Origin of the sequence: Pseudoxanthomonas sp. YR558, assembly GCF_900116385.1 — a bacterium.
GTDB lineage: Bacteria > Pseudomonadota > Gammaproteobacteria > Xanthomonadales > Xanthomonadaceae > Pseudoxanthomonas_A.
The window spans coordinates 759,652-779,745 of the sequence record NZ_FPCI01000002.1 but is presented as its reverse complement, the minus strand read 5'-3'; the positions used below and the strand labels follow the sequence as shown (position 1 = coordinate 779,745).

Annotated in this window: 25 protein-coding genes; 12 read left to right on the top strand and 13 right to left on the bottom strand. The window is 67.0% G+C overall.

All coding sequences use genetic code 11. From position 1 onward, the window contains the following. Positions 1–147 precede the first annotated feature (147 nt). Positions 148–726 (top strand): superoxide dismutase, encoded by a 579-nt coding sequence (locus tag BM365_RS15250; protein ID WP_093490349.1) that lies wholly within the window; start codon positions 148–150, stop codon positions 724–726. Positions 727–881: 155 nt separating this feature from the next. Then, positions 882–1,307 carry a hypothetical protein gene (locus BM365_RS15245; protein ID WP_093490824.1) on the top strand — a complete coding sequence of 142 codons (426 nt, stop codon included), beginning with the start codon at positions 882–884 and terminating at the stop codon, positions 1,305–1,307. A gap of 71 nt (positions 1,308–1,378) precedes the next feature. Here BM365_RS15245 and BM365_RS15240 read toward each other — a convergent pair whose 3' ends face one another. After that, positions 1,379–2,521 (bottom strand): 5-(carboxyamino)imidazole ribonucleotide synthase, encoded by a 1,143-nt coding sequence (locus BM365_RS15240; protein ID WP_093490348.1) that lies wholly within the window; start codon positions 2,519–2,521, stop codon positions 1,379–1,381. After that, a complete protein-coding gene (gene purE, locus BM365_RS15235) occupies positions 2,518–3,027 on the bottom strand; it encodes a 5-(carboxyamino)imidazole ribonucleotide mutase (RefSeq protein WP_056878198.1) in 510 nt (169 codons plus the stop codon). The genes BM365_RS15240 and purE overlap by 4 nt, the downstream gene beginning before the upstream one ends. 67 nt (positions 3,028–3,094) lie before the next feature. On the opposite strand from purE, the gene BM365_RS15230 reads away from it, so the two are divergent. Genes BM365_RS15230 through BM365_RS15220 form a run of 3 tightly spaced genes read left to right on the top strand, consistent with a single transcriptional unit; the run spans position 3,095 to position 4,565 of the window. Beyond that, positions 3,095–3,364 carry a Trm112 family protein gene (locus BM365_RS15230; RefSeq protein WP_093490347.1) on the top strand — a complete coding sequence of 90 codons (270 nt, stop codon included), beginning with the start codon at positions 3,095–3,097 and terminating at the stop codon, positions 3,362–3,364. After that, positions 3,361–4,227: a carboxylating nicotinate-nucleotide diphosphorylase gene (gene nadC, locus BM365_RS15225; protein WP_093490346.1), complete on the top strand. Its 867-nt coding sequence runs from the start codon at positions 3,361–3,363 to the stop codon at positions 4,225–4,227. Before BM365_RS15230 ends, nadC begins: the two co-directional genes overlap by 4 nt. A 2-nt stretch (positions 4,228–4,229) precedes the next feature. Further along, the gene (locus BM365_RS15220; RefSeq protein WP_093490345.1) at positions 4,230–4,565 is read left to right on the top strand and encodes a DUF3301 domain-containing protein; all 336 of its coding nucleotides are present in this window, start codon (positions 4,230–4,232) and stop codon (positions 4,563–4,565) included. A 21-nt stretch (positions 4,566–4,586) separates the two neighbouring features. Here BM365_RS15220 and BM365_RS15215 read toward each other — a convergent pair whose 3' ends face one another. The 6 genes from BM365_RS15215 to BM365_RS15190 form a co-directional block, all read right to left on the bottom strand. After that, the gene (locus BM365_RS15215; RefSeq protein ID WP_093490344.1) at positions 4,587–5,033 is read right to left on the bottom strand and encodes a ClpXP protease specificity-enhancing factor; all 447 of its coding nucleotides are present in this window, start codon (positions 5,031–5,033) and stop codon (positions 4,587–4,589) included. 62 nt (positions 5,034–5,095) lie between these two features. Then, positions 5,096–5,731, bottom strand: a complete 636-nt coding sequence (locus tag BM365_RS15210; RefSeq protein WP_093490343.1) for a glutathione S-transferase N-terminal domain-containing protein — start codon at positions 5,729–5,731, stop codon at positions 5,096–5,098. 180 nt (positions 5,732–5,911) lie between these two features. Beyond that, entirely contained in the window at positions 5,912–6,658 is a 747-nt protein-coding gene (locus BM365_RS15205) for a cytochrome c1 (protein ID WP_093490342.1), read from the bottom strand. Continuing rightward, complete coding sequence (locus tag BM365_RS15200) at positions 6,651–7,910, bottom strand: cytochrome b (RefSeq protein ID WP_056878191.1); 1,260 nt, start codon at positions 7,908–7,910, stop codon at positions 6,651–6,653. The genes BM365_RS15205 and BM365_RS15200 overlap by 8 nt, the downstream gene beginning before the upstream one ends. Positions 7,911–7,913: 3 nt before the next feature. Then, entirely contained in the window at positions 7,914–8,525 is a 612-nt protein-coding gene (petA, locus tag BM365_RS15195) for a ubiquinol-cytochrome c reductase iron-sulfur subunit (RefSeq protein WP_093490341.1), read from the bottom strand. A 167-nt stretch (positions 8,526–8,692) separates the two neighbouring features. Continuing rightward, complete coding sequence (locus tag BM365_RS15190; RefSeq protein ID WP_093490340.1) at positions 8,693–9,598, bottom strand: lytic transglycosylase domain-containing protein; 906 nt, start codon at positions 9,596–9,598, stop codon at positions 8,693–8,695. A gap of 216 nt (positions 9,599–9,814) precedes the next feature. Between BM365_RS15190 and miaB the strand changes: the two genes are divergently transcribed. After that, a complete protein-coding gene (gene miaB, locus BM365_RS15185) occupies positions 9,815–11,251 on the top strand; it encodes a tRNA (N6-isopentenyl adenosine(37)-C2)-methylthiotransferase MiaB (protein ID WP_093490339.1) in 1,437 nt (478 codons plus the stop codon). Between the two features lie 9 nt (positions 11,252–11,260). Here miaB and BM365_RS15180 read toward each other — a convergent pair whose 3' ends face one another. The 5 genes from BM365_RS15180 to BM365_RS15160 are packed head-to-tail and all read right to left on the bottom strand — an operon-like array spanning position 11,261 to position 15,405. Continuing rightward, positions 11,261–11,692 carry a hypothetical protein gene (locus BM365_RS15180; protein ID WP_093490338.1) on the bottom strand — a complete coding sequence of 144 codons (432 nt, stop codon included), beginning with the start codon at positions 11,690–11,692 and terminating at the stop codon, positions 11,261–11,263. A gap of 34 nt (positions 11,693–11,726) precedes the next feature. Then, positions 11,727–12,812: an ABC transporter permease gene (locus tag BM365_RS15175; protein ID WP_093490337.1), complete on the bottom strand. Its 1,086-nt coding sequence runs from the start codon at positions 12,810–12,812 to the stop codon at positions 11,727–11,729. Next, positions 12,809–13,735 (bottom strand): ABC transporter ATP-binding protein, encoded by a 927-nt coding sequence (locus BM365_RS15170; protein ID WP_093490823.1) that lies wholly within the window; start codon positions 13,733–13,735, stop codon positions 12,809–12,811. The genes BM365_RS15175 and BM365_RS15170 overlap by 4 nt, the downstream gene beginning before the upstream one ends. Positions 13,736–13,748: 13 nt before the next feature. Next, on the bottom strand, positions 13,749–14,708 hold the full coding sequence (locus BM365_RS15165; RefSeq protein WP_093490822.1) for an HlyD family secretion protein: 960 nt from the start codon (positions 14,706–14,708) through the stop codon (positions 13,749–13,751). Then, entirely contained in the window at positions 14,698–15,405 is a 708-nt protein-coding gene (locus tag BM365_RS15160) for a TetR/AcrR family transcriptional regulator (RefSeq protein ID WP_093490336.1), read from the bottom strand. The genes BM365_RS15165 and BM365_RS15160 overlap by 11 nt, the downstream gene beginning before the upstream one ends. 152 nt (positions 15,406–15,557) lie before the next feature. Between BM365_RS15160 and BM365_RS15155 the strand changes: the two genes are divergently transcribed. The 6 genes from BM365_RS15155 to BM365_RS15130 all read left to right on the top strand — a co-directional run bounded on the left by BM365_RS15155 (position 15,558) and on the right by BM365_RS15130 (position 20,062). Then, on the top strand, positions 15,558–15,851 hold the full coding sequence (locus BM365_RS15155; protein WP_093490335.1) for a hypothetical protein: 294 nt from the start codon (positions 15,558–15,560) through the stop codon (positions 15,849–15,851). 27 nt (positions 15,852–15,878) lie between these two features. Further along, entirely contained in the window at positions 15,879–16,862 is a 984-nt protein-coding gene (locus BM365_RS15150; RefSeq protein WP_093490334.1) for a PhoH family protein, read from the top strand. A 24-nt stretch (positions 16,863–16,886) separates the two neighbouring features. After that, positions 16,887–17,375 carry an rRNA maturation RNase YbeY gene (gene ybeY / locus BM365_RS15145; RefSeq protein WP_093490333.1) on the top strand — a complete coding sequence of 163 codons (489 nt, stop codon included), beginning with the start codon at positions 16,887–16,889 and terminating at the stop codon, positions 17,373–17,375. 2 nt (positions 17,376–17,377) lie between these two features. Then, on the top strand, positions 17,378–17,944 hold the full coding sequence (locus BM365_RS15140) for a hypothetical protein (protein ID WP_093490332.1): 567 nt from the start codon (positions 17,378–17,380) through the stop codon (positions 17,942–17,944). A gap of 71 nt (positions 17,945–18,015) precedes the next feature. Then, complete coding sequence (locus tag BM365_RS15135; RefSeq protein ID WP_093490331.1) at positions 18,016–18,891, top strand: HlyC/CorC family transporter; 876 nt, start codon at positions 18,016–18,018, stop codon at positions 18,889–18,891. Continuing rightward, positions 18,884–20,062, top strand: a complete 1,179-nt coding sequence (locus tag BM365_RS15130; RefSeq protein WP_175502100.1) for a lipoprotein N-acyltransferase Lnb domain-containing protein — start codon at positions 18,884–18,886, stop codon at positions 20,060–20,062. Before BM365_RS15135 ends, BM365_RS15130 begins: the two co-directional genes overlap by 8 nt. Positions 20,063–20,094 lie beyond the last annotated feature (32 nt).

The following is a 20,094-nucleotide window of genomic DNA, read 5'->3' as shown; positions in this document are numbered from 1 at the left end:
CCTTCCTTGACGGTTTGGCAACCACCGTCGGGTACACTTTCGGTCCGCTCCGCAGGCCTCGCCGGCGGATTGCCCATTGTAAGCCTTCGCATCGCCCCGACGATGCCCGGCATGCCCTTTGACCCGCCTAGCGTAAGGAACCGAGCCATGGCCATCGAACTGCCCCCCCTGCCCTACGACCGCACCGCCCTGGAGCCGCACATCTCCGGCGAGACCATCGACTTCCACTACGGCAAGCACCACAAGACCTACGTGGACAACCTCAACAAGCTGATCGAAGGCACCGAGCTGGCCGATGCGTCGCTGGAAGAAATCGTGCGCAAGGCGCAGGGCGGCATGTTCAACAATGCCGCGCAGGTCTGGAACCACACCTTCTACTGGAACTGCCTCAAGCCCAACGGTGGCGGTGAGCCGACCGGCAAGCTGGCCGAGCTGATCAACAAGACCTTCGGCGACTTCGCCAAGTTCAAGGAAGAATTCACCAAGACCGCCATCGGCACCTTCGGTTCCGGCTGGGGCTGGCTGGTGCAGCGTCCGGACGGTTCGTTGGCGTTGGCCAGCACCTCCAACGCCGCCACTCCGCTGACCGGCGAAGACAAGCCGCTGCTGACCATCGACGTGTGGGAACACGCCTACTACATCGACTATCGCAACGCACGTCCGAAGTACGTCGAGTCGTTCTGGGCCCTGGTCAACTGGGACTTCGTGGCCGGCAACCTGCGCTGATCGCGCACAGGCACCGCACGTTCGAACGGCCGGAGAAACCCGGCCGTTTTCTTTTCGCGACACTGGCTGGCTGATGAATGCAGTCCGGCAGCACGTCAACAACCGCAAGCATGCAGGCGTTCCCGGGGGCGTGGTCCCACCCCGAGGAGAACACCATGGCATTGCGTTACGGATTGGCTGGATCCCTGCTCACCGTCCTGCTGGCGATGTCGGCGAACGCCGACGCCGCGCCACGGGACCGCGACAACAACCCACCCGGCCCCATCGGCGGCCGCGGCACCAACTGGGAGAATCCGCCAGGCTGGAAGGGCGGCCCGGGCACATCGCCAGACCGCCGCTGGTATCGACACGGCGGCAAGCGCTACGAGTTCGTCGTGGTCAAGAACGGGTACTACTTCAATCCCCAGTACGGCTACTGGCACCCGCGCTACGGCCTGTGGAACCAGGCCAAACGTTGCTGGTTCGACCTGGACAACAATCCGCCGGGCCCGCGTGGCGGTCGCGGCACGAACTGGGAGAATCCGCCCGGCCCGAAGGGTGGACCGGGCGCATCGCCGGACCGCTTCGGCCGCTGCCGCTGACGCGTAGCCACGCGCAATGAAGAACGGCCGGATGATCCGGCCGTTCTTCGTTCCGGCGATGGCGGCCGATGTCAGTCGGTAAGGCGCGCGATGACGGGGGCGACCTGCGCCTGGCGCGCCAGACCGACGCCGATGCGCGCCAGCGCATGCGCGAGCGCTTCCGCGTCGTCGGCGCGGACGGTGGCGTGTCCCACCTTGCGCCCACCACGCGATTCCTTGCCGTAGTCATGCCAGTGACCGCCGGCTTCCTGCAGCACCGGCGCGGCGGCAGGCATCTCGCCGATCCAGTTCAACATGCACGCGTGCCCCAGCACGCGCGTGTCGCCGAGCGGCAGGCCGAGCACGGCACGCAGGTGGTTCTGGAACTGCGACGTTTCCGCACCTTCGATCGTCCAGTGCCCCGAATTGTGCACGCGCGGCGCCATCTCGTTGGCCAACCATTGGCCATCGCGATGGAAGAGCTCCAGTGCGAATACGCCGACATAGTCCAATGCTTCAGCGAGCTTGCGCGCATGTTCGCGGGCAGCGTGCGCCAGCGCCTCATCGATGCGCGCGGGCGCCAGGCTGGCCGACAACACACCATCGACATGCCAGTTCTCGGTGAGCGGCCACGTGCGGAATTCGCCATCGCGGCCACGCACCGCCACCACCGATAGCTCGCGCTCGAACGGAATGAAGGCCTCCACGATCAGGCCCACCGTTTCCGCCTGCGTACCCAATGCTTCCCAGGCGGCATCGACATCGCCGACGGAACGCAGGCGGAACTGGCCCTTGCCGTCGTAACCCAGCCGACGCGTCTTGAGGATGCAGGCGCCACCGAGACGCTCCACTTCCTCACGCAGTTGTTCGTACGAAGCGACATCGGCGAACGCGCCCACCGGGATGCCCAACTCGCGGAACAGCGTCTTTTCGACCAGCCGGTCCTGTGCGACGGCGAGCGCGCGTGGATTGGGGAACACCGGGACGCGCTGCGCGAGCCATTCCGCGCTTTCCGCCGGCACGTTCTCGAAATCGAAGGTGGCCACGTCGACCTTCGACGCGAATTCGGCCAGCGCGGCTTCATCGCGGTAGTCCCCGACGAGCAGTGGCGCGAACTGACCCGCGCAGGCATCCGGCGCGGTGTCCATCACGAGGAAGCGCAGGCCCAGCGGCGCGCCCGACAGCGCGAGCATGCGTGCCAGTTGGCCACCACCCAGGATGCCGACCGTCGTCATAGCGGTTGGCGCGGGTCGTCGTGCGCCATCACGTCATCGGTCTGGCGCGCGCGGAATGCGGTCAGCGCGGCGCCGATGGCGGGGTATTCCGGGGCAAGCAGCGCCGCGGCGAACAAGCCTGCGTTGGCGGCGCCCGCATTGCCGATCGCGAATGTCGCCACCGGGATGCCCGCCGGCATCTGCACGATGGACAGCAGCGAATCCATCCCATTGAGCGCCTTCGACTGCACCGGCACGCCGAGCACCGGCACCGCAGTCTTGGCCGCAAGCATGCCCGGCAGGTGGGCAGCGCCGCCAGCACCGGCGATGATGGCGCGCAGGCCGCGCGAGGCGGCCTCATCGGCGTACGAGAACAGCACATCGGGCGTGCGGTGCGCCGAGACCACCTTCACCTCGTAAGGCACGCCCAACGCATCCAGTTTCTGCGCGGCGTGCTGCATGGTGTCCCAGTCGGAGCGGGAGCCCATCACGATGCCCACCACGGGGCTGGAAACGCTGGCGGTCATGGCCGTCCTCGGTCGCAAAGACGTATTCTACCCTCCTGACTGAACCACCGATCGAGTCCCGACCTCCATGGACCGCAAACTGCTGGACCTGCTGTGCTGCCCCACCACCCGCCAACCGTTGGCCGTGCTCGACGCGCGTGGCCTTGAAACGTTGAACCGCGCGATCAGCAGCGGCCAGGTCAAGCGGGCCGATGACACGGCGGTCACGGACCCGCTGCGGGAGGCGCTGGTCACGCACGATCGCAAGATCGCGTATCGGGTCGACGACGGCATTCCGGTCCTGCTCGCCGAAGAGGCGATCGCCACCGCCCAGGCAGACGATTTCCCCACCCGATGAGCCAGCGCCCGACGCCCCCGCCCGAGGACGTGATCCGCGACGATGTCGCGCGCGCGTTGGCCGAGGACGTCGGTCCCGGCGATATAACCGCCGCGCTCTTGCCCGACACCGCAGACATCGCCTACCTGCTCTGCAAGGAAGCAGCCGTCATCGCCGGGCGCCCGTGGTTCGATGCCTGCCATCGTGCCCTCGATCCGGATGTACGCATCGAATGGCGCGTGCAGGAAGGCGATCGCGTGGCGGCCCGAACCGTACTGGCGACGCTATCCGGTCGCACGCGTGCCCTGGTCACGGCCGAGCGCGCCGCGCTGAATTTCCTGCAGACGCTGTCCGGTACCGCGACCACCACGTCGGCGTATGTCGATGCGGTGCGCGGCACCGGCTGCACGATCCTCGACACGCGCAAGACGCTGCCCGGCCTGCGCCTGGCGCAGAAGTACGCCGTCCGCTGCGGCGGCGGGCGCAACCATCGCATCGGCCTGTACGACACCGTGATGCTGAAGGAGAACCACGTGCGTGCCGCTGGTTCGCTCACCGCGGCAATCCGCGCCGCGCGGTCCGCGCAGCCGTCATTGCCGCTGATCGTCGAGGTGGAAACGCTCGACCAACTGGATGAGGCGCTATCGGAGGGGTGCGAACGCATCCTGGTCGACGACTTCGATGCCGTTACCCGCCGCGAAGCCGTGCGGCGCGCGAAGGCAGCGCCTTACGACGGCCGCATTCCACTGGAAGTTTCAGGCGGCGTGGACATGACGACGCTCGCCGGGATCGCCGCCGACGGGGTGGATTTCGTCTCTATCGGCGCGCTTACCAAGCACGTACGCGCCATCGACCTGTCAATGAAGCTAGGGCCCGCACCTTGAGCATGTCGCCGCTCAGCGCATTGCTGTGGATGGTGGCGGCCGCAGCGGCCTTCGCCTACTGGAATGCCGCGCGCGCCGCTGCAGAGCGCGCCGGCGTGCTGGGTCGCAACGCCTGCAAGGCAGCCGGCGTGATCTGGCTCGACCAGAGCGTGCACGCCGCGGGGCTCCGGGTGTGCCGTGGCGAAGATGGCTGGCTAGGCTTCGAGCGCAGTTTCCGCTTCGAGTACTCGCACGACGGCATCGACCGGCATGTCGGTCGCATGGTGTTGCGCAAGGGCGAGTTGGTGTCGTTCGTGGGACCGGTCGTTCCGTCGGTCACGCCGCTCGACCTGCACTGACCGCGCTGCGCCCGCAGCGCGCTACTTCACCACGCGCAAGAACGGCGGACGCTTGCCTGGTGTCGGCGGGGTCTCGTCATCGGGCGGCGTATCGTGCGATGGCGGCTCATCGTCGCCGTCGGGTTCCGGGCCGGGAGCCACATCATCAGGCAACGCCATGCCCTGCCCCGTCTCGCGCGAATAAATCGCGAGCACGGCGCTGATCGGAACGTACACCGGATGACTGACGCCCCCGAAACGTGCGGTGAAGCTCACCGCCTCGTTGTCGATCATCAGCCGCACGACCGCGCGCTCGGCGATGTTGAGCACGACCTTGCCTTCCTTCACCGCGCTCATCGGCACCTGCACACCTGCCTGGGTGGCATCCACGAGCAGGTGCGGCGTCATGCCGTTGTCCGCGATCCACTCGTTGAGCGCCCGCAGCAGGTACGGGCGGTGGCTGGTCATGCGGGAGGAATCGTCGGTCATGGAAGTCTCTGGAGCCGATCGCAAGCGACGCTTACGCGCGAATCGGCTGGGCGGGATGCCGGCTAGGCCGGGATCTCGCGAAGCTTCTTCTCTGCGTCCGTCAGACTGCGGATGAAGCCGGGGTTGCGGAAGATGCGGTTGCCGTAATCCTCGATCGCCTTGCCGTCCTTCGGCAGCGGCACGTCCAGTGAAGGCAGGCGCCAGATGATCGGGGCCATCGCGCAATCGGCGAGGCTCATTTCGGGATTGAGGAAGAACTTGCTCGCCTTGAACAGCGGCACCGACGCGGTCAGCAGTTCCTTCAAGCGCTTCCGACCGGCTTCGGCCTGCTGCTTGTTGCCCAGCTGGATCGCCTGCACTTGCGGCACCCAGTCATGCTCGATACGCAGCATCGCCAGGCGCAGTCGCGCGCGGGAGAGCGGATCCACCGGCATCAGCGGAGGATGTGGATAGCGTTCATCCAGGTATTCGCTGACCACCGAAGCGGCGTACAGCACCAAGTCGCGCTCCACCAAGGTGGGCACGGAATGGTAGGGATTGAGGTCGATGAGGTCTTCGGGCGGGTTCTGCGGATCCACCGGCACCAGGTCGTAACTCACGCCCTTGGCGGCGAGTACCAGCCGCACGCGGTGGCAGAGCACATCATCGGTGGAGGAAAACAACGTCAGTGTATTGCGCATACGTGGACTCGCAGCCATTCACGGCTCTCCGACGACCGGAATCCGCCGATCGCACCGACGCCACCGGCCCCTTGCCGAAGGTCGCCCCGGTCCCTGAGTGTGCAATCACCGCCGGAAAAAGCCAAGCAACCCCACGCCCGGCCAAGTCCGTCTACGGCGCGGGCGTATGCCCGCGCCGTGGCGGCGGATGCGACGCCCTTAGTGGACGTCCTTCCAGTACTCCTCCTTGAGGAGGTAGGCCAGGAACGTCAGCGCTGCCAGGAACAGGATCACCCACACGCCGATGCTCTGGCGCTTCAGGGCCGCCGGCTCGCCGACATACTCCAGGAAGTTGGTGATGTCGCGCGCGGTCTGGTCGAACTCCTGCGCGCTCTGGCGACCGGCCTGCGCCACCTTGAGGCCTTCCACGTGGCGCTCGCCCGTCGCTGGATCGGCGGGGCCGAACTCCGCGTGCTGCAAGCCCTGCAGTTCCCACAGGGGGTTCGGCATGGAGGCGTTCGGGAACAACTTGTTGTTCCAGCCCAGCGGACGCGATTCGTCGAGGTAGAACGACTTCAGGTAGGTGTAGATCCAGTCGCTGCCACGCACGCGGGCGATGACGCTCAGGTCCGGCGGCATCTTGCCGAACCACTTCGTCGCCGGGTCGTGCGGCATCGATACCTGGACCTGCTCGCCGAACTTGGCGCCGGTGAAGTTGAGGTTGTTCATCACCTCGTCTTCGGTCAGGCCCAGGTCTTCGGCCATGCGCGAATAGCGCATGTACTTCAGCGAATGGCAGCCCGCGCAGTAGTTCATGTACAGCTGCGCACCGCGCTGCAGCGAGGCGCGGTCGCCCAGGTCGTTGCCGGCCTGCAGCGTGGCGCCGCCTTCTGCGGCGAACGCGGAGAACGAGATCAGCAACCCGCTGGCGAATACAGCTAGGCGAGAGGCGAAAGTCTTAGTCATGCGTCGTCACCCGCTCGGGCACTGGCTTGGTCTTGTCGATCTTGGTCCAGATCGGCATGGTCAGGAAGAACAGGAAGTAGAAGCCGGTCAGGAAGCGGCCGATGATGGTTTCCACCGGATCCGTACCCGGGCCCGCACCGATCTTGCCCAGCCACACGAAGCAGATCGCGAACACGCCCAACAGCACCTTCGACAGCACGCCGCGGTAGCGGTACGACTTCACCTTCGCGCGGTCCAGCCACGGCACCAGGAACAGGATCGCGATCGCACCGAACATCACCAGCACGCCGCTCAACTTGTGCGGCACCACGCGCAACATGGCGTAGTACGGCGTGTAGTACCACACCGGCTTGATGTGCGCGGGCGTCACCAGCCTGTTGGCCTCGGTGAAGTTGTCGTGCTCGAGGAACCAGCCACCCATGGCCGGGGCGAAGAACACGATGAACGCCGCCAGGATCAGGAAGCCACCCACGTAGAAGCCGTCCTTGACCGTGTAGTACGGGTGGAACGGCACGCCGTCGGCCGGCGCGGTCGGCGACCAGCGGTTGCCCTTCGGGCCCTTCTTGATCTCGACGCCATCCGGGTTGTTCGAGCCCACTTCGTGCAGCGCGAAGATGTGCAGCACGACCAGCAGCAGCAGCACCAGCGGCAGTGCGATCACGTGCAGGGCGAAGAAGCGGTTCAGCGTGGCGTCGCCGGGCAGGTAGTCACCCATGATCCACTCGGTCAGGCCGTTGCCGATCACGGGGATGGCACCGAACAGCGAGATGATCACCTTGGCGCCCCAGAACGACATCTGGCCCCACGGCAGCACGTAGCCCAGGAAGGCTTCGGCCATCAGCACCAGGTAGATCAGCATGCCGAGGATCCACACCAGCTCGCGCGGCTTCTGGTACGAGCCGTACATCAGGCCGCGGAACATGTGGATGTAGACGACGATGAAGAACAGCGAGGCGCCGGTGCTGTGCATGTAGCGGATCAGCCAGCCCCACTCAACGTCGCGCATGATGTATTCGACCGAGGCGAAGGCTTCCGCCGCGCTCGGCTTGAAGTGCATCGTCAGGAAGATGCCGGTCAGGATCTGGTTGACCAGCACCACGATCGACAGCACACCGAAGATGTACCAGATGTTGAAGTTCTTCGGCGCGTAGTACTCGCTCATGTGCTTGCGGTACACGGGCATGAAGCCCGGCGCGCGCGCATTGAACCAGTCCATCAGGCCATCAGCGGTACGGGTGATGATGTTCGCCATGGCTTAAGCGCCCCCCTTCGGGTCGACGCCGACGATGATCGTCGTGTCGTTCTCGTAGTAGTGCGGCGGCACCACGAGGTTGGTGGGCGCCGGGACGCCCTGGAACACGCGGCCGGCCATGTCGAAGCGCGACTTGTGGCAGGGGCAGAAGTAGCCGCCCTTCCAGTTCGGGTCGTACGGCTCGGGCTTGATCTCGGCGGCCATTTCCGGCGAGCAGCCCAGGTGGGTGCACAGACCGACCAACACGGAGATCTCGGGCTTCAGCGAGCGCGTTTCGCCCGTGATGTAGGCCGGCTGCTGGTCCTTGTTGGACGACTGCGGGTCGCGCAGGTTGGCATCCAGCGTCGGCAGCGCGTCCAGGATCGCCTTGGAGCGCTTGACGATCCAGATCGGCTGGCCGCGCCATTCCAGGATCAGGCGCTGGCCTTCCTGGAGGCCGCCGATGTCGGCGGTCACCGGGGCACCGGCCAACTTGGCCCGGGCGCTCGGATTCCACGACTTGATAAAAGGTACAGCTGCAATACCGGCACCCACTGCACCCACCACAGCGGTGGTCGCAGTCAGGAACCGGCGTCGGCCCGTATTCACAGGCCCATTGACCCCATCGATGGCCATCCGGCACTCCGCAAAACAATCAGGTAGCTAAAAAGGCTGCCAAGGCCGCACCTCAAACATCGGTGCGGGCCGCAAAAGACGGCAAAGTGTAACGGAAGGCTTAATCGGCCGACAACGGCTGCCTTGAAATCAAGGAGTTGCGCGCGCATCGGCGCGCCCGGGACGACTCAGCGTGCGGCAACGGCCTGGCGGTAGCGGTCGGCCAGCACGGCCACGCGCTCCACATAGCGCTGCGTTTCCTTGTACGGCGGAACGCCGCCGTGGCGGTCCACGGCACCCTCGCCGGCGTTGTAGCCCGCGGCGGCCAGGGTCAGGTTGCCGTTGAAGCGCTTCAGCAGCCACGCCAGGTACTGGGTGCCGCCACGGATGTTCTGGCCGGCGTTGTAGCTGTCGCTCACGCCGAACCGGCGCGCGGTGGCGGGCATCAACTGCATCAAGCCCTGCGCGCCGGCATGGGACAGGGCGAGCGGGTTGTAGGACGACTCGGCGTGCATGATCGCGCGGATCACCGCCTCTTCCACGCCGAATTCGCGCGCCGCAGCGGCGATCTCGGCCTGGTAGGCGCCGGTATTCAGGCGCAGGCGGCCGAAGTCCACGCTCGGGTTGCCGCAGGCGAAGCAGGTTTCGATGTAGCTGTATTTGATCGTGCGCAGGCTGGCGACCTGGGTGCCGCCGCGCGGACGCGCACTGGTGTAATGGCGCACGCCGTCCTTGATGTAGGAGTAGACCTGCCCACTGACCACGCGGCGCGGGCCGGTGGTCGGCGCGGCCGCAGGCGTCGCGGCGGCCGGGACGACGGCGCTGGCAGAATCGGAAAGCGCCGGGGTGACCGCAGCGCCCAGCGCCGGCGCTGCAGGCGGCGGCGTCGCCGGACGCGACACGGTCGTGACCTGTGCGGGGCGGCTGCGATCCGGGGTATAGCGGCTGATCACTTCGCAGCTGGCGCCACTGACGCGCTTGCTGACGTAGTTCGGCACACCGTCAGCGCCGGTGCACTTGTACAGCGTGCCCGCGCTGGCCGGCAGTGCGGTCAACGCGGCCAGCGTGGCCAGAAGCGTCAGAGTCCCCCTCATGGCGCGCAGTGTCCCCAATTCGCCAGCAGTTGCCAAGTCCTTGTCCAACAAAGGTTTCCTCCAATCTGTGCGGCCGGTCGGAGTTCCAACAGCCGGCGGCACGGCGGCCAGGGATGGCCTGTTACCCGCTATCAACGCCATCCGGCACGGGTTCCGGCCGCCCCCAGCGCGTAAACTACGCGGCCCTGCCCGCCCCACCCGACTGGATTAAGCGCCATGACCGGGACGCAAGCCCCCGACCTGCCGACCACGGCCGGCACTGCCGTGACCGACCCCACCCTCGTTCCCTTGCCCATCGGTCGCCCGCGTGCGCCCGAGCAGGTCCGCGGAAAGCTGTACATCAAGACCCACGGGTGCCAGATGAACGAGTACGACTCGGCCAAGATGGCCGACGTGCTCGCCGCCTCCGATGGTCTCGAGCTGACCGACAATCCCGAGGAAGCGGACGTGGTGCTGGTCAACACCTGCTCCATCCGCGAGAAGGCGCAGGAGAAGGTCTTCAGCCAACTGGGCCGCTGGAAGGCGCTGAAGGCCGGCGGCCGCGACGTCATCATCGGCGTCGGCGGCTGCGTGGCTTCCCAGGAAGGCGAGGCGATCGTCAAGCGTGCGCCCTACGTGGACCTGGTGTTCGGCCCGCAGACCCTGCACCGCCTGCCGGAACTGATCCGCGCCCGCCGCGAACAGAACAAGCCGCAGGTGGACATCAGCTTCCCCGAAATCGAGAAGTTCGACCGCCTGCCCGAGCCGCGCGCCGAAGGCCCGTCCGCGTTCGTGTCGATCATGGAAGGTTGCTCGAAGTACTGCTCGTTCTGCGTGGTGCCCTACACCCGCGGCACGGAAGTCAGTCGTCCGTTCGAGGACGTGCTGGTGGAAGTGGCGCAGCTCGCGGCGCAGGGCGTGCGCGAGATCAACCTGCTCGGCCAGAACGTCAACGCGTATCGTGGCCCCTACGGCGACGGTGAATTCGCCGACCTGGGCCTGCTGATCCGCACCATCGCCGAGATCGACGGCGTCGGCCGCATCCGCTTCACCACCTCGCACCCGTTGGAGTTCAGCGACTCGCTGGTGGACGCGTACCGCGACGTGCCGCAGCTGGCCAACTTCCTGCACCTGCCGGTGCAGGCGGGCAGCGACCGCGTGCTGTCGGCGATGAAGCGCGGTTACACCGCGCTTGAGTTCAAGCAGAAAATCCGCAAGCTGCGCGCGGTGCGGCCCGATATCTCGATCAGCTCGGATTTCATCGTCGGCTTCCCGGGCGAGACCGATGCCGATTTCGAGAAGACGATGAAGCTGCTCGAGGACGTCGGCTTCGACCAGAGCTTCAGCTTCATCTACTCGCGTCGCCCGGGCACGCCTGCCGCGGACCTGGAAGACGACACGCCGGACGCCGTGAAGCATGCGCGCCTGGAGCGCCTGCAGCAGCACATCAACGCCTATGCCGCCGGCATCTCGCAGCGCATGGTCGGCACGGTGCAGTCGGTGCTGGTGGAAGGCCCGTCGAAGAAGAACCCGAACGAGTTGACCGGCAAGACCGAGAACATGCGCTCGGTGAACTTCCCCGGCCATCCACGCCTGGTGGGCCAGTTCGTCGACGTGGTGATCACGGAAGCACTGACCAATTCGCTGCGCGGCCGCATCGCCGGCACCGACTGACGTCGCACCTCAGCCGACGGCGGGCAGGGGCACGCCGTCGCGCTCGTTATCCCAGATCATGTGGATGATCTTCCAGCCATCCTCGCCCTTGTAGAGCTGGATGCTATTGATGCCGCGGCGTTCCGCCACCGCATCGCTGGGCGCGTGGCGGGCCTCGTAGGCGCTCCAGACGTGGGCGATGTTGCCGAACACGCGGATCTCGCGCCCGGTCTCCACTTCGAAGAAATCCATCTCCGCCAGTAGGGCATCGGCGTTGGCGCGGTATTCCGCCAGCGAGAACGACAGCCGCCATGGCGTTCCCTGCGCATCGACGCCCGTGCGGATCTGGCGGCAGTCGGGATGGAAGACATCGTCCTGTGTCGACCAATCGCGCGGGCCCGCCGGGCCCGAGATCATCGCGTACATGGCATCCACCACCGTACCGATCGCTGCTTCGTCCATCGCTCGCCCCTCTCGCCGGAAGAGCGCCAGCCTATCAGTCCAGCCGCTTGCGGAACCGCAGGATCGCCGCCGTCATCATCACCGTGGTGAAGGCCAGCAACGCGAGCACGTCCGGCCATAGCTCCCACAGGCTGGCGCCGCGCAACATCACGCCGCGAATCAGGCGCAGGAAGTGGGTCAGCGGCAGCGCCTCGGCGATCCACTGCACGACCTTCGGCATGCCGGCGAACGGGAACATGAAGCCGGAGAGCAGGATCGACGGCAGGAAGATGAAGAACGTCATCTGCATCGCCTGGAACTGCGATTTCGCGCCGGTGGAGATCAGCAGGCCGAGCGTCAGGTTCGCGACGATCAGCAAACATGCAGCGATGTAGACGTGCAGCAGACTGCCGCCCAGCGGCACTTGGAACAGCCACATGCCCAGCGCCAGCACCACCGTGGTCTGGACGAAACCGATGGCCACGTAGGGCAACACCTTACCGATCATCAGTTCCGCGCTGCTGACGGGCGTGGCGATCAGCAGCTCCATGTTGCCGCGTTCGCGTTCGCGCACGATCGCCACGCCGGTGAACAGCACCATCGTCATCGTCAGGATCACGCCGATCAGCCCCGGTACGATGTTCACCGCCGAGCGCCGTTGCGGGTTGTAGAAGCCGACCACGCTGATCGTGCGCGTCGCCAGCGGGCTGCTGGTGCCGTCCAGGGGCATCTGCGCCAGCTGCGCCGCGGCGCTCTGCACGGCGTTGTCGCTGCCGTCGACGAAGATCTGTACGGCTTCGCGGCCTTCCGCACGGCGACGCTCATAGTCCGGCGGGATCACCACGCCGATGCTGATCTCGCCCCGGCGCATCGCCTGCACGAGTTCCTGCGGCGTCGCGGCTTCCTTCGTCGGCGTGACCACGCCGGTGGCGACAATGTCCATCACCAGCGCGCGGGACGCGGCCGTGCGCGACTGGTCGGCGATGCCGGCGGACAGATCGCGCAGGTTCGTGTTGATCGCATAGCCGAACAACAGCAACTGCATCACCGGGATGCCCACGATCATCGCCAGGGTGATGCGGTCGCGCCTCATCTGCCGCAGCTCCTTCACCATCACAGCCATCAGGCGGCGGAATTTCAAGCGGCCTCCTCGCGCGCCGGCTGGCCGCGCGTGGCGGAGACGAACACGTCTTCCAGATTGGCCGGCGCCGCCGATACCTCCGCGTTGATGCCGGCCGTGCGCAGGCCCTGTGCGATGCGGTCCGCCGCCTGTCCATTCTCGGCCAGCAGCACGCGCAGCACGTTGCCGATCTGCGCCACGCTGATCACGCCGGGCAGGCCGACGAGGACTTTCTGCGCCTGGCGCGGCTCCGGGGCCTCCACCACCAGCGTGCGGCCAGCGAGCTCCCCCGTCAGCGCATCGGGCGTGCCGTCCGCCACCAGCACGCCACGATCGAGGATGGCGATGCGATGGCAGCGCTCGGCCTCGTCCATGTAGTGGGTGGAGACCAGCAGCGTGGTGCCGGCGTCGGCGAGCTCGAAGAGCTTCTCCCAGAAATCACGGCGCGATTCGGGATCGACCGCGCTGGTCGGTTCATCGAGGAAGAGCAATTCCGGCGAATGGATCACCGCGCCCGCGAGCGCGAGGCGCTGCTTCTGCCCGCCGCTCATCGTGCCGGCCAATTGCTTCTGCCGGTCCTGGAAGTGGTACTGCTCGACCAGTTCATCGATGCGACGCCGCGCCTGTGCGCGCGGGATGTCCTGTACCGCGGCGAGGAACTCGAGGTTCTCGCGGACAGTGAGGTCTTCGAACAGCGAGAACTTCTGCGTCATGTAGCCGATCCGCGTGCGCAGTTGCTCGGCTTGTTCCGGGATGCGCAGGCCCAGCACTTCGATGTCGCCCGCGGTCGGCGTCAGCAAGCCGCACAACATGCGGATGGTGGTGGACTTGCCGGAGCCGTTGGGTCCGAGGAAGCCGTAGACGTTCCGACGCGGCACATCGAGGTCGACGTCGTTCACCGCGACCAACGCACCGAAGCGTTTGGTCAGCCCGCGGACGCGGATCGCCAGCCCCTCATCATTCGTCGCCATCGGACACCACCTGCAGCGGCGCGCCCACCGGAAGGCCGGCGGCATCCTTGCCCAGGCTGATTTCAGCGAGGTAACTCAGGCGCGCGGCGTCCTGGCCGGTCAGCGCGAAGTACGGCGTGAAGCTGGGCTCGCTGCGGATCATCCGCACGCGGCCCTCGTGTGTCGCGCCCTCGCCTTCCAGGCGCACGCGCACCGTGTCGCCGACTTTCAGCCGGTTGCGCATCGCCTGCGGCAGGTACACGCGCGCATACGGCGCATCGCCGACCAGCATGACCGCGAGCGGCGCGCCGACCGGGGCCTGGTCACCCAGCTTGTACGGCAGGCTGTCGATGCGACCCGCACGTGGTGCGACGATGTTGAGCTTTTCCAGCGTCACCGCCTGCACCCGCGCCTGTGCGTCCGCCGATGCGACGGCGGCCTCGCCTTGGGCGACCTGTTCGGTGCGCGTGCCGTGTTCCAGCTCCAACAACGCGGCCTGCGCCAGGCGCACCTGCGCCTGCGCGCTCTGCGACGCCGCGCGCGCGCGATCCACCTCGGAGGCAGCGACCAGACGCTGGCGCCCCAGCGGTTGCAGGCGCGCGTAATACGCGTCCGCGTCCCGGGCCTGCGCTTGCGCGGCCGCCAGGCTGGCACGTGCTTGAGCGATGGCCTCAACGCGCGGACCGGCGCGCAGTTCTGCCAAGGCTTCGCGACTCTGCGTCGCTTGCGCCTGCGCGGCGGCCAGTTGCGACTGGGTGCGCGCCAGCTCGAGCTGCACCAACGGCGCCCCTGCGGCCACCTGCTGGCCTTCGCGCACGTCGATGCGCACGATTTTCTCGGCGACCGGCGACGGAAGCGTCACCCGGTCCCATTCCAGCGTGCCCAGGGCCGCGGGCGCGTCGGCGGCGCAACCGGCCATCATCAGGATCGCGGCCGCCATCGCGCCGCGTTGCAGTTCATTTCGCATGGTCCAGCTCCAGTCCACGGTCCAGCAGCACCAGCGTGTGCCGGCGCAGGTCGTTGAAGTCGATATCGTCGGCGCCAAACAACTGCCGCCAGATCGGCGCGCTCGCCATCGGGAACATGGTCAGCCCGATCAGCGACACCATCAGCAGGCGCGGGTCGAGGTCCGGATTGAGCTGCCCGGCCTGCTGGGCGGCGGCGAAGCGGCCGGCCATCATCTTCGGCAGCAGCGGGCCGACCTGGCTGATCATCATCTCGCGCAGCGCGCCGCCTTCGCAGAGGATCTCGCGCACCCACAGCGTCGGCAGCCAGGGATGCTGCGCCACCACCCCGCCGATGCCATGTACGAAACCGGCGATCAGGCCCGCGACGTCTCCACTACCGGCCTGCATGACCGGTGCGCGCATCTGCGCCACCACCGGCAGCAGTCGCTCGGCCACCACGGCCTCCTGCAACTGGGCCTTGTCGCCGAAGTAGTAGTGCACCAGTGCCGGCGTCACGCCCGCCTCCGTGGCGATGTCGCGCAGCGAGGTGGCCGCGATCCCACGCCGGACAAAGCAGGCCAGTGCGGCGTCCAGCAGGGTGGCGCGCAGGTCGGCGGTCTCGGCAGTCGGGCGGCGCCCGCGGGTGCGCTTGCGGGGGTCCGGCGCAGGCGTGTCCGCCTGCGTGCTGGAGCGGCTGGAGGGCTTTTTCGTCGTCATGGCGATTATTTAATTTTATGATTAATTAAATTTCAAGCCGATTCCGACGAACGGCACACGGCTGGCCGGTCCGTGGCGCCCGCGCTACGCTGCGCGCCCGCCTTGCGTTTGTCAGGATCGCCGCCATTTCCTCGGATAGCCCCCGCCTGTGGGTGTTCACGCTGGAAGCCCGGCCGCGTGCCGACAGCCCGGACTTCGCCGAAGCCGGCGGCGCGTACGTCACCTGCTACCAAAAGCCCGGATTCGCCGACGACCCGATGCGACGCGCCTCCGAGTTCATCCGCGAACAGGGCTGGGTCGTCCTCGCTGTCGAAGACGAACCCGCCCAGGTCGGTCGCGACGAAGCGCCCAATGCGGAACACTTCGACCAAGCCCTCGTCGAGGACGAGGTCTACGTCTTCAACCAGTGGCCCGTCGACGACGCTGACGACCAGACGCGTCACTAGCCAACGAACCGAACACTCCCCTGCCCCATGACAGAACCCAGCAAACGCGAATTCGCCCTGGAACCCGAGAACACCGAACGCCTGGCCAATCTCGCCGGCCCCTTCGACGCGCACCTGCGCCAGATCGAACTGCGGCTGGGCGTGGAGATCGCCAACCGCGGCGCGGTCTTCCGGGTCACCGGCCCGGAGAAAGCCGTCGTCGCGACGGAGAAACTGCTGCATTCCCTCTACGAGGAAGCCGCCGGCGAAACCTTCGACAGCGAGGCGATCCACCTGCGGTTGAACGCCGCCAACGTGGAGCGCGTCGCCGAGGACGGCTATGAGCCGCAGGACGTGGCGATCAAGGTCAAGCGCGGCACGGTGCGCGGCCGTGGCGCCAACCAGGCCAAGTACCTGCATGCTATCGCCACCCACGACATCAACTTCGGCATCGGCCCGGCCGGCACCGGCAAGACGTTCCTGGCCGTCGCCAGCGCGGTGGAAGCACTGAACGAGTCGCGCGTGCAGCGCCTGATCCTGGTGCGCCCGGCGGTGGAAGCCGGCGAGAAGCTGGGCTTCCTGCCCGGCGACCTGTCGCAGAAGGTCGACCCGTACCTGCGCCCGCTGTACGACGCGCTGTACGAGATGCTGGGCGTGGAGAAAGTGGTCAAGTTGTTGGAGAAGAACGTCATCGAGATCGCGCCGCTGGCCTACATGCGCGGGCGCACGCTCAACGATGCGTTCGTCATCCTTGACGAGGCGCAGAACACCACCATCGAGCAGATGAAGATGTTCCTCACGCGTATCGGTTACGGCAGCACCGCCGTCGTCACCGGCGACCTGACCCAGGTGGACCTGCCGAAGCACCAGAAGTCCGGCCTGAAGGACGCGCTGGAGGTATTGCGCAACGTCGACGGCATTTCGTTCACCTTCTTCACCAGCCGCGACGTGGTGCGCCACCCGCTGGTCGCGAAGATCGTGCGGGCTTACGATGCACGCGACGGCAAGGACGCGGAAACCGGCCCTGCCTGATCCCCTCCGTCGACAGCGATCGTCATGACCCAAGGCCCCGTCCGCCTCGAAGTCTCCGTGAACTACGCGTTGCCCCGCGCCGGCATTCCCTCGGCGGTGAGCTTCCGCAAATGGGTGGCCGCCGCGCTGGCGGGCCGGATCCGCGAGGCCGACCTGGCGATCCGCATCGTCGACAGCAAGGAAGGCCGCGCGCTCAACCGCCATTACCGTGGCCGCGACTACGCCACCAACGTGCTGAGCTTCCCGGCCGAGATGGCCGAAGGCGTGAAGCTGCCCAAGGGCGTGAAGATGCCGCTGCTCGGCGACCTGGTGATCTGCGCGCCGGTCGTGGCGCGCGAAGCCCGCGAACAGAAGAAGCCGCTGGCCGCGCATTACGCCCACATGACCGTCCACGGCACCCTGCACCTGCTGGGCTGGGACCACGAGGATGACAAGGAAGCCGAGTGCATGGAGCAGCTCGAACGCGAGATCCTCGCCGACCTCGGCATCGACGACCCTTACGCGGAAGACTGACCATGCTGCGCACCCTGCTGCTCGCGTCCTGCGTGGCGCTGGCCCTGCCGTTCGCCGTGCGCGCGCAGGCCACCACGAGCGACCTCGCCTCACTGATCGAATGCCGTGGCGACATCGCCGACCTCACCGCGCTCGCCCCCGCGCTGGAAGACCCGCTGAAGGCCGTCGCCCTCGGCTGGCAGCCGCTGCCGCAGGCGAACATGTTCATGACCGAATACCGGCTGGCCTCGCCGATCCGCGTGTTCGGGAAAGACACCGACCACATCGCCTTCACCGGCGGCAGCGTGATGGCGATCCTGGACCTGCCCGATCCGCGACCGTTGGCGAAGGAACTCGCGCTCGAAACCGCCATCGATACGCCAGCCAAGGCCATGTTCGGCAAGGAACTGCGCAGCGAGGAAACGCGTGACGCGAAGAACGGCAAGGTATTGATCGAGTCCGTCGTCCTCAACGTCAGCAACGTCGCCTCGCACCCGGGGAAGACGCTCGTGGGTTGCAGCTACAGCCTGGACGTGCCCGAAGAGGAAGCGCCCGAGGACGCCACGCCGGCGGAACCCGCCGGCGCTTGACCCTGCCTGCAGCCGTGCCCCAACCGGGTTAGACTGGCCCCCACGCCCGACCGGGCGCACACCCCCACGAGATGTCAGAAGACGACAGTACCCACGCGCCGGATGGCTCCGACAAACCTTCGGAGAAACGGCGCACTTGGCTGGACCGCCTCAGTTCGGCGTTCTCCGGCGAACCCAGCACACGCGAAGACCTGGTGGCCCTCCTGCGCGACGCGCAGTCCGACGGCCTGATCGGCGGCGATACCCTGAAGATGATGGAAGGCGCCATCGATGTGGCCGACCTCACCGTGGGCGACGTCATGGTCTCGCGCTCCCAGATGGTCTCGCTGCCCGTCGAGGCGCGCTTCCTCGACCTGATGAAGCAGGTGGTCGAATCCGGCCACTCCCGCTTCCCGGTGCATGGCGAGAACAAGGACGAGATCCTCGGCATCCTGCTGGCGAAGGACCTGCTGCGTGGCGTGGTGGCCGACAACGGCCCCGGCAGCGTGCGCGAACTGCTGCGGCCCGCGGTGCTGATCCCGGAGTCGAAGAAGCTCAACCTTCTACTGAAGGAATTCCGCCTGTCGCGCAACCACATGGCGATCGTGGTGGACGAGTACGGCGGCGTCGCCGGCCTGGTGACCATCGAGGACGTGCTGGAGCAGATCGTCGGCGAGATCGACGACGAACACGATGAAGCCGAGGACGGGGCCGCCTTGATCGCGGCGCAGGCCGATGGCCAGTTCGTGGTGGACGCGCTCACGCCCATTTCCGATTTCAACGAGCGCTTCGGCGCGGACTTCCCCGACGACGAGTACGACACGGTCGGCGGGCTGGTGACGGCCGCGATCGGCCACCTGCCGGAAACCGGCGAGGAGCTGACGCTGGGCCGCTTCATGTTCCGCGTGGCGCGCGCGGATGCGCGACGCGTGCACGCCTTCCACGTCGGAGTGCTGGCCGATGCGTAGCCTGGCCACGCGCCTGGCGCTGCTGGGCGCGCTGTGGCTGCTGGCGGCGAGCGCCTGGGCGGCGCCACGGATCGGCGTGGCGACCATGCAGCCGGGCGAAGTCTTCTTCGAACGCTTCGGCCACAACGCCATCGTCGTGGTCGACCCCGCCAATGGCGATGCGATCTCATACAACTTCGGCTTCTTCGATCCGTCGGAAGCCGACTTCGTCGGCAACTTCGCCCGCGGCCACATGATGTATTACCTGGTCGCGCTGCCGTTCGAGCAGGACCTCGCGCAGTACCGCGACAGCGGACGCGGCGTGTCGCTGCAGTGGCTGGACGTTACGCCCGAACAGGCGCAGGCCCTGGCCGACGCACTGGCCGAGCGTGCGCGCCCGGAGAACGCGCGCTACCGCTACGACTACTTCACCTCCAACTGCTCCACGCAAGTGCGCGACGCACTGGATGCCGCGCTCGGCGGCCGTTTGAAATCGCAGCTCGCCGGCCGTTCGCGCGGCAACACCTTCCGCAGCGAAGCGGTGCGCCTGGCCTCGCCGGCGACGTGGATGTGGCTCGGCTTCGATGTAGGCCTGGGGCCGTCGGCGGACAAGCCCATGTCGCGCTGGGAAGAAGCCTATGTACCGATGCGCCTGGCCGACAGCCTGCGCGAGGCGAAGAACGCCGCGGGACGTCCGCTGGTGCAGTCCGAGATGCAATTGCTGCCGCACCGGATCGCGGCCGAACCCGCCGAGACGCCGCGTCGTTGGTGGCCATGGCTGGCCGCTGGCGTTGCCATCGCGTTGTTGGTCGCATTCGTGGGCCGTCGGAACGCGCGCGTGGTCGCGGCGCTCGCGCTGCCGTTGTGGCTGGTGTGCTTCGTGGCGGGCGCGCTGCTGGTGTATCTCTGGGGCTTCACCGAGCACTGGGCGGCGTGGGCCAACCGCAATCTGCTGCTGTTGAACCCGCTGTGCGTGTTGCTGATACCCGGCGCAATTGCCGTGCTGCGCCGCCGCATCCCGCCCGCGTGGTTCGGCTGGCTTACGGTCGCCATCGCGGTGGGCGCCTTGGTCGCATGGTTCCTGCACTGGCTGCCGCTGCGGCTGCAATACAACCAGTCGTGGATCGCGTTGCTGCTGCCGGTGCACCTGGCACTTGCATACGTATTCATGCCCCGACGCTTGTCGCACTGAGCCACGCCACGCACGATGCGGCCCTCTGCTTA